Annotated in this window: 14 protein-coding genes; 10 read left to right on the forward strand and 4 right to left on the reverse strand. The window is 69.5% G+C overall.

All coding sequences use genetic code 11. From position 1 onward, the window contains the following. Window positions 1-41 precede the first annotated feature (41 nt). Together AC5Y4Z_RS07040 and AC5Y4Z_RS07045 are read left to right on the forward strand one after the other, a co-directional pair. Window positions 42-731 (forward strand): hypothetical protein, encoded by a 690-nt coding sequence (locus AC5Y4Z_RS07040; protein WP_499962026.1) that lies wholly within the window; start codon window positions 42-44, stop codon window positions 729-731. Between the two features lie 168 nt (window positions 732-899). Next, window positions 900-1,286 carry a hypothetical protein gene (locus AC5Y4Z_RS07045; RefSeq protein WP_499962028.1) on the forward strand — a complete coding sequence of 129 codons (387 nt, stop codon included), beginning with the start codon at window positions 900-902 and terminating at the stop codon, window positions 1,284-1,286. Here the strand turns inward: AC5Y4Z_RS07045 and AC5Y4Z_RS07050 are convergent. After that, window positions 1,277-2,350 (reverse strand): ATP-dependent DNA ligase, encoded by a 1,074-nt coding sequence (locus AC5Y4Z_RS07050; RefSeq protein ID WP_499962030.1) that lies wholly within the window; start codon window positions 2,348-2,350, stop codon window positions 1,277-1,279. The genes AC5Y4Z_RS07045 and AC5Y4Z_RS07050 overlap by 10 nt on opposite strands. Before the next feature lie 26 nt (window positions 2,351-2,376). Here AC5Y4Z_RS07050 and ligD point away from each other — a divergent pair, with 26 nt between their 5' ends. The 5 genes from ligD to AC5Y4Z_RS07075 all read left to right on the forward strand — a co-directional run bounded on the left by ligD (window position 2,377) and on the right by AC5Y4Z_RS07075 (window position 8,713). Then, window positions 2,377-3,426 (forward strand): non-homologous end-joining DNA ligase, encoded by a 1,050-nt coding sequence (gene ligD, locus AC5Y4Z_RS07055; protein WP_499962032.1) that lies wholly within the window; start codon window positions 2,377-2,379, stop codon window positions 3,424-3,426. Window positions 3,427-3,460: 34 nt separating this feature from the next. Beyond that, a complete protein-coding gene (locus AC5Y4Z_RS07060; protein WP_499962034.1) occupies window positions 3,461-3,697 on the forward strand; it encodes a type II toxin-antitoxin system antitoxin MazE7 in 237 nt (78 codons plus the stop codon). Then, a complete protein-coding gene (locus AC5Y4Z_RS07065; protein WP_499962036.1) occupies window positions 3,690-4,040 on the forward strand; it encodes a type II toxin-antitoxin system PemK/MazF family toxin in 351 nt (116 codons plus the stop codon). Before AC5Y4Z_RS07060 ends, AC5Y4Z_RS07065 begins: the two co-directional genes overlap by 8 nt. Before the next feature lie 69 nt (window positions 4,041-4,109). Further along, a complete protein-coding gene (locus AC5Y4Z_RS07070) occupies window positions 4,110-5,318 on the forward strand; it encodes an FAD-dependent oxidoreductase (protein ID WP_499962039.1) in 1,209 nt (402 codons plus the stop codon). A 92-nt stretch (window positions 5,319-5,410) separates the two neighbouring features. Next, a complete protein-coding gene (locus AC5Y4Z_RS07075) occupies window positions 5,411-8,713 on the forward strand; it encodes a helix-turn-helix transcriptional regulator (RefSeq protein WP_499962041.1) in 3,303 nt (1,100 codons plus the stop codon). On the opposite strand, the gene AC5Y4Z_RS07080 is transcribed toward AC5Y4Z_RS07075, so the two are convergent. Then, on the reverse strand, window positions 8,650-9,438 hold the full coding sequence (locus tag AC5Y4Z_RS07080; RefSeq protein ID WP_499962044.1) for a rhomboid-like protein: 789 nt from the start codon (window positions 9,436-9,438) through the stop codon (window positions 8,650-8,652). The two genes, AC5Y4Z_RS07075 and AC5Y4Z_RS07080, sit on opposite strands and share 64 nt — an antisense overlap. Window positions 9,439-9,571: 133 nt before the next feature. Here AC5Y4Z_RS07080 and AC5Y4Z_RS07085 point away from each other — a divergent pair, with 133 nt between their 5' ends. The 3 genes from AC5Y4Z_RS07085 to AC5Y4Z_RS07095 all read left to right on the forward strand — a co-directional run bounded on the left by AC5Y4Z_RS07085 (window position 9,572) and on the right by AC5Y4Z_RS07095 (window position 11,511). Next, window positions 9,572-9,835 carry a hypothetical protein gene (locus AC5Y4Z_RS07085; RefSeq protein WP_499962047.1) on the forward strand — a complete coding sequence of 88 codons (264 nt, stop codon included), beginning with the start codon at window positions 9,572-9,574 and terminating at the stop codon, window positions 9,833-9,835. Next, on the forward strand, window positions 9,832-10,218 hold the full coding sequence (locus AC5Y4Z_RS07090; RefSeq protein WP_499962050.1) for a type II toxin-antitoxin system VapC family toxin: 387 nt from the start codon (window positions 9,832-9,834) through the stop codon (window positions 10,216-10,218). The genes AC5Y4Z_RS07085 and AC5Y4Z_RS07090 overlap by 4 nt, the downstream gene beginning before the upstream one ends. A gap of 90 nt (window positions 10,219-10,308) precedes the next feature. Further along, window positions 10,309-11,511, forward strand: coding sequence for a cytochrome P450 (locus tag AC5Y4Z_RS07095; protein ID WP_499962052.1), 1,203 nt, complete (start codon window positions 10,309-10,311; stop codon window positions 11,509-11,511). Window positions 11,512-11,518: 7 nt separating this feature from the next. Here the strand turns inward: AC5Y4Z_RS07095 and AC5Y4Z_RS07100 are convergent, their stop codons facing one another. Next, a complete protein-coding gene (locus AC5Y4Z_RS07100; protein ID WP_499962055.1) occupies window positions 11,519-12,121 on the reverse strand; it encodes a TetR/AcrR family transcriptional regulator in 603 nt (200 codons plus the stop codon). Further along, a complete protein-coding gene (locus AC5Y4Z_RS07105; RefSeq protein ID WP_499962057.1) occupies window positions 12,118-13,032 on the reverse strand; it encodes an HpcH/HpaI aldolase/citrate lyase family protein in 915 nt (304 codons plus the stop codon). The genes AC5Y4Z_RS07100 and AC5Y4Z_RS07105 overlap by 4 nt, the downstream gene beginning before the upstream one ends. Window positions 13,033-13,046: the final 14 nt, after the last annotated feature.

Raw genomic sequence — 13,046 nt, forward strand, 5'->3', positions numbered from 1 at the left:
GCCCGCGCGCGACCTACCTCTTCCCGAGGGGAGACACGGATATGACGACTCCGCCGTCGGCCCCCGACTGGTATCCCGACCCGAGCGGCAAGCCGGGAGCGATGTATTGGGATGGTCGGCAATGGCATTCCGCCCCACCCGCCGAGCAGCCGCCCCCCGAGCCGTCCCCGCCGGCGCCGCGGTCGCGCAACCGCACCGCACTAACGGCCGCACTCGTCGTGACCCTCGGGGTGCTGGTCGGCGTCATCGCCGTCGCCGGCTTCCTTCTACTCCAGCACAAGCACGCGTCCCCGGCCCCGACCGCGCAGCCCGCGCCGCCGTCGTCGGCGCAGGCCCCCTCGGCCACCGCGACTCCAGGCGTCGCAGCCTCGGAGTTGGCCCCGTTCCTCGGACACTGGGGCGGCGGCCATTCCGGTGTGGTGGACATCCGCCCCGACGGCACCGGGCGCTGGGCGTATCCCGACTTATCGACCTGCCCGGACGCGCCATTGGCCGGCTGCGGCATCATCGGCACCGCGGACTTCGCGCTGACCTCGATCGTCAACGGCACCGCCACGGGAAACGTGACCGCCACCTCGAACCCGGCGAATGTCCGGGTGGGCGGGCCGGTGACCATCGTGCGCGGCACGGGCTTGCAAGGCAAGGGAACGGTCCTCGCGGTCAGCATCGGAAGAATGGGCGGCTGGAATTTCTGCAACGAAACCTCCCCGCACTACTGCGCCGAAAGCTGACGCCGAATAAGCGGCGCCATTCCAGCAAACCCATCGCAAGAATTCCGCAAGTGGGCGGCGATAACTTCAGGCCGCAGCGTCCCGCCCAGAACTTGGGACCGGTAGCCGCGCGCAGGGCGTGCACTTACACCGCGATTGATCCCCTCACCACGGAGAAGAACAATGAGCATGACACGACGCATCGCGCGGCTGGCAACGACGGCGGTGGTGGCCGGCGGCCTGGGTCTGGGCCTGGCCACGGGCACCGCCGGCGCCCAACCGGGACCGCTGCCGCTGGACGCCTGGCCCGGGTGCCCCAACGACCACCCGCAGGGACCGTGCCACTGGTGCCCGGGACAACCGTTGCCGCCCACCGGAAACCACGTGACCAACCCGGTGCGATGGGACGAAAACATCTGCCACACCTACTACTACGTCTACTTCGGGCAGGGCAATGTCGCCCAGAACATCTGGGACGGCGAGAATCCCCCGCCGCCGCCCCCGCCGGCGCCGCCGGGCCTCATCAACCGGGACAACTGCCAGCAGATCCTCGGGATCTTCTGCCCTCACGCCTGAGGCCCGAGACCCGGCACGATGTCACCGAGGCTGAAGGTGACCGGCTGCTCCAGTTGCGCGTAGGTGCACGAGCGGGGGTCGCGGTCGGGACGCCACCGGCTGAACTGCGCGGTGTGCCGAAACCGCGGGCCCTCCATGTGGTCGTAGCGGACCTCGACCACCCGCTCGGGTCGCAGCGGCACGAACGAGAGATCCTTGCCGGCGTTCCAGCGCGAAAACTCGTTCTTGCGCGGCGTCCGCTCGCCCGCCTCGTGCGCGGCCCAGTTCCACGGGTGATCCTCGAAAGTGGTTACCAGCGGCTGCAATTCGGTGAACAGCCGCCGCCGCTCGGCCATCGGGAACGCGCCGATCACGCCGACCGACGCGAGCTGGCCGTCGTCCTGGTACAGCCCCAGTAGCAGCGAGCCGATCGCCTCGCCGCCGGACTTGTGCACCCGATAGCCGGCCACCACGCAGTCGGCGGTGCGCTCGTGCTTGATCTTGAACATGACGCGCTTGTCCGGTTGATAGGTGACGGTCAGCGGCTTGGCGATGACGCCGTCGAGGCCGGCGCCCTCGAACTCCTCGAACCAGCGCTGCGCGGTCGCCATGTCGGTGGTGGCCGGCGTGACGTGGATCGAGGGCCCGCAACTTGACAAAGCGTCGACGAGGGCGGCGCGCCGCTCGCTGAACGGGCGCCCGGTGTAGTCGTCGTCCCCCAACGCGAGCAGGTCGAACGCGATGAACGACGCCGGCGTCTTCTCGGCGAGCATCCGGACCCGCGAATCGGCCGGGTGGATCCGCTGTTGCAGCGCCTCGAAATCCAGGCCGTGCTCGGTGGCGACGACGATCTCGCCGTCGATCACGCAGCGCTCCGGCAGTTCGGCTCGCACCGCCGCGACCAGCTCGGGAAAGTAGCGGGTCATCGGGCGCTCGTTGCGGCTGCCCAGCTCCACCTCGTCGCCGTCGCGGAAACAAATCGACCTGAACCCGTCCCACTTGGGTTCGTACGACGCGTCGGGCGGGATCGAGCGCACCGGCTTGGCGAGCATCGGCGAGACGGGCGGCATCACGGGCAAGTCCATAGCCCGATTGTGCTGGAATCGACCGTATGGCCGCTGCAGCAGAAGAGATCGACGTCGACGGCATCTCGGTGCGGCTGACCAACCCCGACAAGGTGTACTTCCCCGCGCTGGGATCGCAGGGCACCAAGCGACGGCTCGTGGAGTACTACCGCGCGGTGGCGGGCGGTCCGATGCTGGCCGCCCTGCGCGACCGGCCCACCCACCTGCAGCGCTTCCCCGACGGCATCGACGGCGAGGAGATCTACCAGAAGCGGGTGCCGCAGCACCATCCCGACTACCTGCAGACCTGCCGGGTGACGTTCCCGTCGGGGCGCACCGCCGACACGCTGAAGGTGACCCACCCGTCGGCGATCGTGTGGGCGGCGCAGATGGGCACGGTCACGCTGCACCCGTGGCAGGTGCGCTGCCCGGACACCGACCACCCCGACGAGCTGCGCATCGACCTGGATCCGCAGCCCGGCACCGGCTTCGAGCAGGCGCGGGCGGTGGCCGTCTACGTGCTGCGGCCGCTGCTCGACGAACTCGGTCTGGTCGGCTACCCCAAGACGTCCGGTGGCCGCGGCGTCCACGTGTTTCTGCGCATCGCCACCGATTGGGACTTCGTCGCGGTGCGCCGCGCGGGCATCGCGCTGGCCCGCGAGGTGGAGCGCCGCGCCCCCGACGCGGTGACGACGTCGTGGTGGAAGGAGCAGCGGGGCGAGCGCATCTTCATCGATTTCAACCAGAACGCCCGCGACCGCACCATGGCGTCGCCGTATTCGGTGCGGCGCACGCCGATCGCGACCGTGTCGACGCCGCTGACGTGGGACGAGCTGGCCGGCGCCGATCCCGACGACTACACGATGGCCACGGTGCCCGCGTTGGTGGCGCGCCGCGACGATCCGTGGGCCGGCATGGATGACGTCGCCCAGTCGATCGCGCCGCTGCTGGAGATGGCCGCCGCCGACGAACAGCGCGGCCTCGGCGACCTGCCGTATCCGCCGAACTATCCGAAGATGCCGGGGGAGCCGAAGCGCGTGCAGCCCAGCAAGGACAGGGACTTGAAAGACACACCAAACGGTAATAGCCATACGTAGGCGCTAATCTAAATCTCGGTTTATACTACTTAACATGTCTACCGAAACGACTACAATTCGGGTTTCGGTCCAGACTCGTGACCGCCTGGCCGCGCAGGCCCGTGAGCGGGGAGTGTCGATCGCCGCGCTGCTTGGGGAGCTCGCCGCCCGCGCCGAACGCGAGGCGATCTACTGCGCGGAACGCGAGGCCACCCGCGTTGAAGCGACACTGCGTGCCATCCGCGACGAGAACTGCGACTGGGACACCACAGCCGGCGACGGCCTTGCCTGAGCCGCAGCGCGGCGAACTCTGGCTCGTCGCCCTCGGCGCCGTCCGCAGTGGCGAGCCCGGTAAACACCGCCCCGCCGTCGTCGTCTCCGTCGACGACATACTCACCGGCGTCGACGACGAACTCATCGTCGTGGTGCCGGTCTCGAGTTCGCTCATGCACAATCCGTTGCGGCCACACGTTTCCCGCGACGAGGGCGTCGATGCCGAAAGCGTCGCCGTCTGCCGCGGCATCCGTGCGATCGCTCGCAGCCGCCTTCTGGAGCGCCTGGGCGTCGCCGCCCCCGAAACCATGCGCCAGATCGAACGCGGCCTCGCACTGATTCTGGGCATCGAAATCGCCTGAGCCAGCTGCTGATGACCGGCGGGGCCTTGAGCGCAAAGGGCCCGTCGCACCGCGCGGTAGGGTCGCACCGTGGCCGAAACCCTGAACACCCAGGTGTGCGTCGCCGGAGGCGGTCCCGCCGGCCTGGTTCATGCCCTGTTGCTCGCCCGGGCCGGGATCAAGGTCGTCGTCCTGGAAAAGCACAACGACTTCCTGCGTGACTTCCGCGGCGACACCGTGCATCCGAGCACGCTGCGGATCATGGACGAGCTGGGCCTCGTCGACGAGCTGCTGCGCCTACCGCATACGAAAGTCAACCGCGTCGCATTCGACACCGACGGCTCCATCCGCACGTTCGGCACCTTCGGCGGGCTCAAATGGCTCGGCTTCAAACAGCCCTACATCGCGTTGATGCCGCAATGGGACTTTCTCGACTTCCTCGCGGAAAAGGCTTCCGCCTACCCGGAATTCACGCTCATCCGCAACGCCGAGGTCAAGGATCTGATCTTCGACGACGACCGGGTGGTCGGGGTGCGCACACCCGAACTCGAGGTGCGCGCCGATTTGGTGGTCGGCGCGGACGGGCGCAAGTCCGCGGTCCGGGCGGCGGCGGGGCTGGAGACGGCCGCGGCGCATTCGCCGATGGACGTGCTCTGGTTTCGGCTGAAGTGGCGCCCCGGCGACCCGAAGGAGCTGTACGGGGTCATCCGCCGGGGCTTCACGATGGCGATGATCTACCGCGGCGACTATTGGCAGATCGCGTACCTGATGCCCAAGGGATCGAACCCCCGCGACGAGCCGCTGGAGGCGTTCAAGCAACGCATCGCGTCGGTGCGGCCGCAGTTGCGCGAACACGTCGACGACCTGACGTCCTGGGACGAAACCAGCCAGCTCGACGTGCGGGTGGACCGGCTCGAGACGTGGTGGCGCGCCGGCCTGCTGTGCATCGGCGATGCGGCCCATGCCATGTCACCGATCGGCGGGGTCGGCATCAACCTGGCCGTCGCCGACGCGGTCGCCGCGGCCAACATCCTGTGCGCCCCGCTGCGCGAAGGCCGTCTTCGCGACGCCGACCTGGCCAAAGTGCAGCGCCGGCGAGAGCTGCCCACCCGGGTCATCCAGGCTATCCAGGTGTTCGCTCAGGACCGGGCGATCGCGCCCAATTTGACCGGTGACCTGTCGCCGATCCATATCCCGGCGATCGTCGGCCGAGGTCCGCTGCAATTCATCGCGCCGATCGCGTTCGGGCGGGGCCTTCGGCCCGAACATGTCCGCACTCCCGACGCGCACGCCGGATAGCCGGCAATCTGAGCGAAATCCGCGCGCGGAATCGAGTTATCTGCGCGTTTGCGCTGATGTTTATCGGCCGCGGCGGCCGCATGCTGGCTAGCATGAGCGAAGTTGATCCACGCGTGGACACGCCGCTGCTGAACTGGAGCGACCTTGGCGTGAGCGGGCTATTGCCGACCGGCACGGTGACGTTGCTGCTAGCTGACGTCGAGGGCTCCACGCGGCTGTGGGAGACCGACCCCTCGACGATGACCGCCGCGATCGCGCGCCTCAATCAGGTCGCGTCCGACGTCATCGCCCGCCATGACGGGGTGCGCCCGGTCGAGCAGGGCGAGGGCGACAGCTTCGTCGCGGCATTCGCCCGCGCGTCGGACGCCGTGGCGTGCGCGCTGGAGTTGCAGCGGGCGCCGCTGGCGCCGATCCGGCTGCGTATCGGGATCCACACCGGCGAGGCGCAGCTGCGGGACGAAGGCAACTACGCCGGTCCGACCATCAACCGCACGGCCCGGCTGCGCGACCTGGCCCACGGCGGGCAGACCGTGCTGTCGGGGACGGCCGACGCGTTGGTTGCCGACGCCTTGCCCTCCGACGTGTGGTTGACCGACCTGGGCTCTCACGAGCTGCGGGGTGTGCCCCGCCCGGAACGGGTGGTGCAGCTGTGCCATCCCGATCTGCGCAACGACTTCCCGCCGCTGCGCACCGCCGAAAACGTTGCCACGCACAATCTTCCGCCGCAGTTCACCAGCTTTGTGGGCCGCGGCCCGCAGCTGGCCGAGGTTCGAAAGCTGTTGGCGGATAATCGGATCGTCACCCTGACCGGTGCCGGCGGGGTGGGCAAGACGCGCCTCGCGATAGAAGTCGCGAACCTAGTGGCGGCCGACTACGCCGATGGCGTCTGGTATGTCGATCTGGCGCCGATCAGCGATCCCGCCCTGGTGCCGGTCGCGGTGGCCCGCGCGCTGGGGCTGCCCGACCAGCCCGGCCGCTCGACGACGGACACGCTGCTGCGGTTCGTGCGCGACCGCCGGCTGCTGGTGGTGCTGGACAACTGCGAGCATCTGCTCGACGCGTGCGCCGAGTCGGTCGTCGCCCTGGCGGGCGGGGCCCCGGGGCTGACCGTACTCGCCACGAGCCGTGAGCCGATCGGTGTCAGCGGCGAGGCGATGTGGCGGGTGGCCTCGCTGTCGGTGGCCGACGAGGCCGTCGAGTTGTTCACCGACCGCGCCCGCCTGGCGCAGACCGACTTCACCGTGACCGACGACAGCGCCCCGGTCGTGGCCGAGATCTGCCGGCGACTCGACGGGATACCCCTGGCGATCGAGCTGGCGGCGGCGCGAGTGCGGGCGCTGTCGTTGACGGAGATCCTCGACAGCCTGCACGACCGGTTCCGGCTGCTGACCGGCGGCGCGCGCACCGCGGTGCGTCGTCAGCAGACGCTGCGCGCCTCGGTGGATTGGTCGCACGCGCTGTTGACCGAACCCGAGCGGGTGTTGTTCCGGCGGCTGGCCGCTTTCATGGGCGGCTTCGATCTGGAGGCGGCCCAGGCGGTCGCCGGTTCCGGTCCGGTGGAGTGCTACCAAGTCGTCGATCAGCTGTCCCTGTTGGTGGACAAATCCCTGGTTGTCGCCGACGAGAGCGGCGGCCGAACTCGATACCGGCTGTTGGAAACCGTGCGTCAGTACGCGCTGGAGAAACTCGGCGAGTCCGGTGAGGCCGATGCCGTGCGGACGCGTCACCGTGATCATTACACCGCGCTGGGTGCCCGGCTCGACGCGCCCGCGGGCCGCGACTACGAGCGGCGCCTCGAGCAGGCCGATGCCGAGATCGACAACCTGCGCGCCGCGTTCGCGTGGAGCCGCGAAAACTCCTCTGTCGAAGCGGCATTGGCGCTGGCGTCGTCGTTGCAGCCGCTCTGGCAAGCGCGCGGTCGCCTCCAGGAAGGGCTCGCCTGGTTCGACGCCGCCCTCGCCGACGAGGACACGTCACGCGCCGAAGTTGCGGCCGCGGTGCGGGCGCGGTCGCTCGCCGACCGGGCCATGCTCGGCATCTGGGCGGGCGCCGGCGGCACCTGGGACCAATCCCAGCAGGCCCTGGCCATCGCGCGCGAGGTCGACGACCCGGCCCTGCTGGCCCGGGCGCTCACCGCCTGCGGCTACATCGCCGCCTACAACGCGCAGGTGGCAACCCCGTACTTCGCCGAAGCGGTTGGCCTTGCCCGGGAGCTCGGCGACCCCTGGCGGCTCAGCCAGCTCCTCGGTTGGCAGGCGGCCGCGACGTTCATGGCAGGTGACCCGGTTGCGGCGTGCGTGGCTGCCGAAGAAGGCCGCGACCTCGCCGACGCGATCGGTGACCGCTTCGTATCGCGGCGCTGCCGCTTCAGCCTCGGCTGGGCGCAGATGATGCAGGGCGAACTGGCGGCTGCCGCCGCACAATTCGGCGCGGTGGCAGCCGAGGCCGAGGCCGCTCACGACGAAGTCTTCATGGCGGACGGGCGCACGGGCATGGGCCTCGTGTTGGCGTTCCAGGGTGATACGGAAGCGGCCCGGGCGGCCGCCGAGGCGGCCATCGAGGCCGCGTCGGAGCTTGGTGTGTTCAAAGAGGGCATGGCCTACGCGGCGTTGGGTGCCGCGGCCCTGGCCGCCGGCGATGTCGCTACGGCGCAGCGCGCGATGAGGGCCGAGTCGCAACTTACGGTGCCGCCCCAGAGGGTGTGGCGCCTCTTCAGTGCGGAGGTCGCCCTGGCGGTCGGCGATCTGGTCGCGGCCCGCCGCTGGGCTGAGGAGGCGGTCGCAGCGACGACCGGCAGTGTCGCGGCGTCGGCACTGACGATCCGCGCCAGGGTGGCCCATGCGCAGGGCGAGACGGATCGGGCCGAACGTGACGCCCACGACGCGCTGGAGGTCACCGCAAGCATGCGGGCATATTGGGGTGTTTCCGACACCCTCGAGTGTCTCGCCACGCTGGCCGGCGATGCCGGCAGTTACCGAGAGGCGGTCCGGCTTTTCGGCGCGGCGCACGCCGCACGGCAGCGCACGGGCGCCGTCCGCTTCAAAGTCTGGGATGCCGCGCACCGAGCATCGGTGTTGGGGTTGCGAGACGCCATGGGCGAGAAGGACTTTGATGCCACCTGGGCCGAGGGGGCCGCCCTGTCCACCGAGGAGGCGATCGCCTACGCCCAGCGCGGCCGCGGCGAACGCAAACGACCGGCCAGCGGCTGGGCATCGCTCACCCCGGCCGAGCGTGACGTCGTCCGGCTCGTCAGCGAGGGCCTGGGCAACAACGACATCGCCACACGGCTTTTCGTCTCACCGCGCACCGTGCAATCCCATCTGACGCACGTCTACGCCAAACTCGGGCTTGCCTCGCGGGTCCAGTTGGCCCAGGAAGCGGCCCGCCAGGGCTGAGCGCTCGCAACCTGCGCGATCAGCACACCCGCCAGGCCGCCGGCCGTCGCCGGCACCGACGACCCCGAAAGCACGAAGTAGCCGAACGCGGCGCCGACGGCGAGCAGGGCGACGCGCGCGGGCGTCCACTCGTCCGACTTCGGCAGCCGGAACGACAGCGCGATGCCGAGCAGCAGCGCCAGCACATGCCCGACGGCGGTGAAGTCCAGCTCCGCGGCCGCCACCACCGCGATGCCGAGCCACCAGCCCACCCACGCCGGCTGCCCGCGCGCCGGTATGGACGCCGTCAGCGCGCCCAGCACACACACCGCGCCGTAGCTGACCCCCACGTCGCTGGCCCGCGCGATCGAGAACGGTAGCCACCCCGCCTCGATCGCGACCACGAGGCCCACCGCCACGAGCAGCGTGGCGCCGATATGACCGACCGCGAACGTGACGGCCAAACCCTTGCCGCGCCACAGCAACTCGCCCAGGGCCAGCAAGCAGACGAGCCCCGGCAACCACAGGTAGGCGCGCCCGCCCGCGTCGACGAACGCGCTGCCGACCAGCGTGCTCAGGCGGCCGTGCGACAGGTTGTGCAGGTTGGTGCTCATGCGGCTCACGGCGACGCCGCGCGCGTGCGGACCGAGTGCGGTCAACCCGAGCGATACCGCCGCCAGCACACCGGCGTACGCCGCGGTGACGCGCACCGAGGCCGCGCGGCGCATCAGCATGGACAGTGCCATAGCTCTACGGTGCAGGCCCGCGGCGTGATCCGCCTCCCCGTTAACGAAGCTCTTACACGCGCGTGACGAATCTTCACGCGATGACCCAGCCGTCGGTGTAGCACTTGGCAGCTGCGGTGCTACACTAGGGTGCATGCCCACTACCCGCCCCCGGCACTTCGTGACCGAGACCGGCGACCTGGCCGAGGCGCTCGATGCGGCGGCGAACCGGTGGCCGGGTCTGAGCCGACCACAGCTCTTGGTCCGGCTTGCCCTCGAGGGTCACCATGCCGCCGAGCAGCGGCGGAACGAACGACGAAGTCGCAGGATGGAGGCCATCCGCGAGCACAGCGGTGCCCTCACCGGGATGTACGGCCGCGGCTATCTGAAGCGCCTGCGCGAAGATTGGCCTGCGTGATCGTCCTTGATGCCAGCGTCCTGATTGCCTTTCTTGACGGCGGCGAGGAGCACCATGCTGCCGCGGAACGTATGTTGATCTGCGCCGTGGACGAGGATCTCGCCGTCAATTCGCTCACGCTGGCCGAGGTCCTGGTCGTGCCGCTCCGCGACGGGCACATGGACCGAGTTACTGCGGCACTTAGCGCGCTTGAGATCCAGGAACTGCCTTTCCCGCCAGACACGGCGGTGCGACTCGCCGAGTTGCGTGCGGTTACAGGCCTCAAGATGCCGGATTGCTGCGTCATTCTCGCCGCTGAGGCTGCCGCTGCGGCGGTCGCGTCATTCGACGAGCGGCTCCTTTTGGCCGCCGAAGCGCGCAATCTGCGCGTCTTCCGGGCCTGATGCCCAGGATCTTGACGGGCTCGTCGGCCTGCTGCTAAACATGGCATGCGCCAGAAGTTTGGGCGATCGCCCAAAGTAAGGAAAGCATCGATGACGGTCACCAACGACACCGACGTCTACTACGACCCCTACGACGTCGGCATCAACGCCGACCCGTACCCGACCTACGCGCGGCTGCGCGAGCAAGCCCCGATCTACTACAACGAGCGGTACGACTTCTGGGCGCTGTCCCGGCACGCCGACGTCGAGGGGGCGCTGGCGAACTGGGAAACGTTCTCCAACAAGCGAAGCGACATCCTCGAGCTGGTCCAGTCGAAATTCGACATGCCCGGCGGGGTGATGATGTTCCAGGACCCGCCCGAACACACCAGGCTGCGCGGCCTGATGTCGCGGGTGTTCACCCCGCGCCGGATGGCCGCCCTCGAAGACCAGATCCGCCAATACTGCGTGCGGTGCCTGGACCCGCTCGTCGGGTCCGGGGGATTCGACATCATCGCCGAGCTCGCCTCGATGATGCCGATGCGGGTGATCGGGATGCTGCTGGGAATCCCGGAGTCCGAGCAGGTTTCGGTGCGCGACGCCAACGACGCCAACCTGCGCACCAAGCCGGGAGCACCCCTGAAGGTCGCCGACGCCGACTCCATCGCCGACGGCCGGATCTACGCCGACTACGTCGAATGGCGTTCCAAAAACCCCTCCGACGACCTGATGACGACGCTGCTCAACGTCGAGTTCGACGACGACGAGGGCGTACACCGCAAGCTGACCCGCAAAGAGGTCCTGCACTACACCCAGGTCGTCGCCGGTGCGGGCAACGAGACCACCGGCCGGCTGATCGGCTGGCTGGCCAAGGTGCTCGCGGAGCACCCCGACCAGCGCCGCAAGGTCTACCAGGATCGTTCGCTGCTGACCCGCACCGTGGACGAGACGCTGCGCTTCGAGCCCACCGGGCCCCACGTCGCGCGGTGGATGGCAAGGGATTTCGAGTGCTACGGCACAACGGTTCCGGCCGGCAGCGCCATGCTGCTGCTGTTCGGCGCCGCCAACCGCGACCACCGCCGCTACGCCGATCCGGACACCTACGACATCGAGCGCGACAATATCTCGCACATCACCTTCGGCAAGGGCGTGCACTACTGCCTCGGGGCGAACCTGGCGCGACTCGAGGGCCGTGTCGCGCTCGACGAGATGCTCAACCGGTGGCCCAAATGGGACATCGACTACGACACAGCGCGATTGGCGTCGACGTCGACCGTCCGCGGCTGGGAGCGCCTGCGGGTCGTGCTGCCCTGACTGGGACCTAGCCGCGCCGCTTCTTCGGCGCCGGCATCTCGAACCGGTCGAGGAACCGGTTGACCAGCGCGACGGCCTGGTCGTGGCCGCCCTTGGTGCCGAGCCCCTGTTCGAGGATGAGGGTGCGCCCGATCGCCGCGATGACGACCGCGAGACCCGCGGGCGGGAACTCGTCCGGGTCGAGGCCGTGTTCGCGGGCGATGAAGTTCAGCGCGGTGATCTGCTGCTCGCGCCAGCGCTCCGACCAGGCCGCGATCTCGGCCCGGATCTCCTTGCGGTGGTTGGCAAGTCCCATGAACTCCAGCAGCAGCCGGGTGTCCTTGGGTGCGGTCAGGGTGTCCCAGAAGGCATGCAGCGGCCGGTCGGAAGCCAGCGCCTGTTGTTGGCGCTCCAGATACACCGCGGCGCCGCGGCGGAACACGTCCAGGTACAGGTCGTCCATCGTGGGGAAGTAGTAGTGCACCAACGCGGGCTTGACGCCGGCCTCGGCGGCCACCCGCCGCGACGTGGCCGCGGCGTAGCCCTCGTCGATCATGATGCGAATCGTCGCGTCGATCAGCATGTCCCGAGTCGTGGAGTCCCGGGCCTTGGGTCGCTGGGATGCGGTCATGACGTGTGGTCCTCCATCCCTGCGCGGTACAGCACGTTGTGTGCGTGCCGCATGAGCGCCGCGTCGACGAGCTTGCCGTCCCTGCCCACGGCGCCCACGCCGTCGGCCTCCGCGCGACGGTAGTCGTCGATGAGGGACCGTGCCGCCGCGACCTCCTCGGGCGACGGCGTGAACACCGCGTTGGCGACCGGTACCTGGGCCGGATGGATCGCCCACTTGCCGTCGAACCCGAGCAGGGCGGCCTGCGTGGCGCTGCGCCGGTAACCCTCGGTGTCCTGGTAGCCCGGATACGGCGCGTCGATCGCGTCGATGCCGGCGGCCCGTGCCGCGGCGAGCACCTGGATTCGCACGGCGTGCCAGAAATCCCCGGGGTATTCGCCGGCCGGCTCGAAGTTGCCGTCGACGCGGGACCGCAGCGACGCCGACAGGTCGCCCGCCCCGAAGATCAACGCCTCCAGCCGGGGGCTGGCGCGCGCGATCTCGGCCACGTTCACCAGTCCCTCCGCCTCCTCGATGAGCGCCTCCAAGGCGATGGGGCGTACGAGTCGCAGTTTCGTCTCGAGCTGGGTGAGCAGCACGTCGACCCACCAAACGTCGCGCGCGGAGCGGACTTTGGGCACGATGATGACGTCGAGGTTGTCGCGGGCGCCGGTGACCACCTCGACGATGTCGCCGTGGCACCACTGGGTTTCCAGGCCGTTGATGCGCACGGCCCGAAGCGTCGCGCCCCAGTCGAGTTCGGTGAGCGCGCTCACCGCGGTGTGGCGGGCGGCCTCCTTGGCCACGGGCGCGCACGCGTCTTCCAGGTCGAGGAACACCAGATCGGCGCCGGCGCGCGCGGCCTTTTCGCACATGGGCGCGCTGCTGGCCGGGGTGGCCAACTCCGAGCGCCGCCTGCGGGGCTTCGTCACCGTGTCCTCCCGTG

The sequence above is a fragment of the Mycobacterium sp. NGS63 genome (assembly GCF_059812295.1).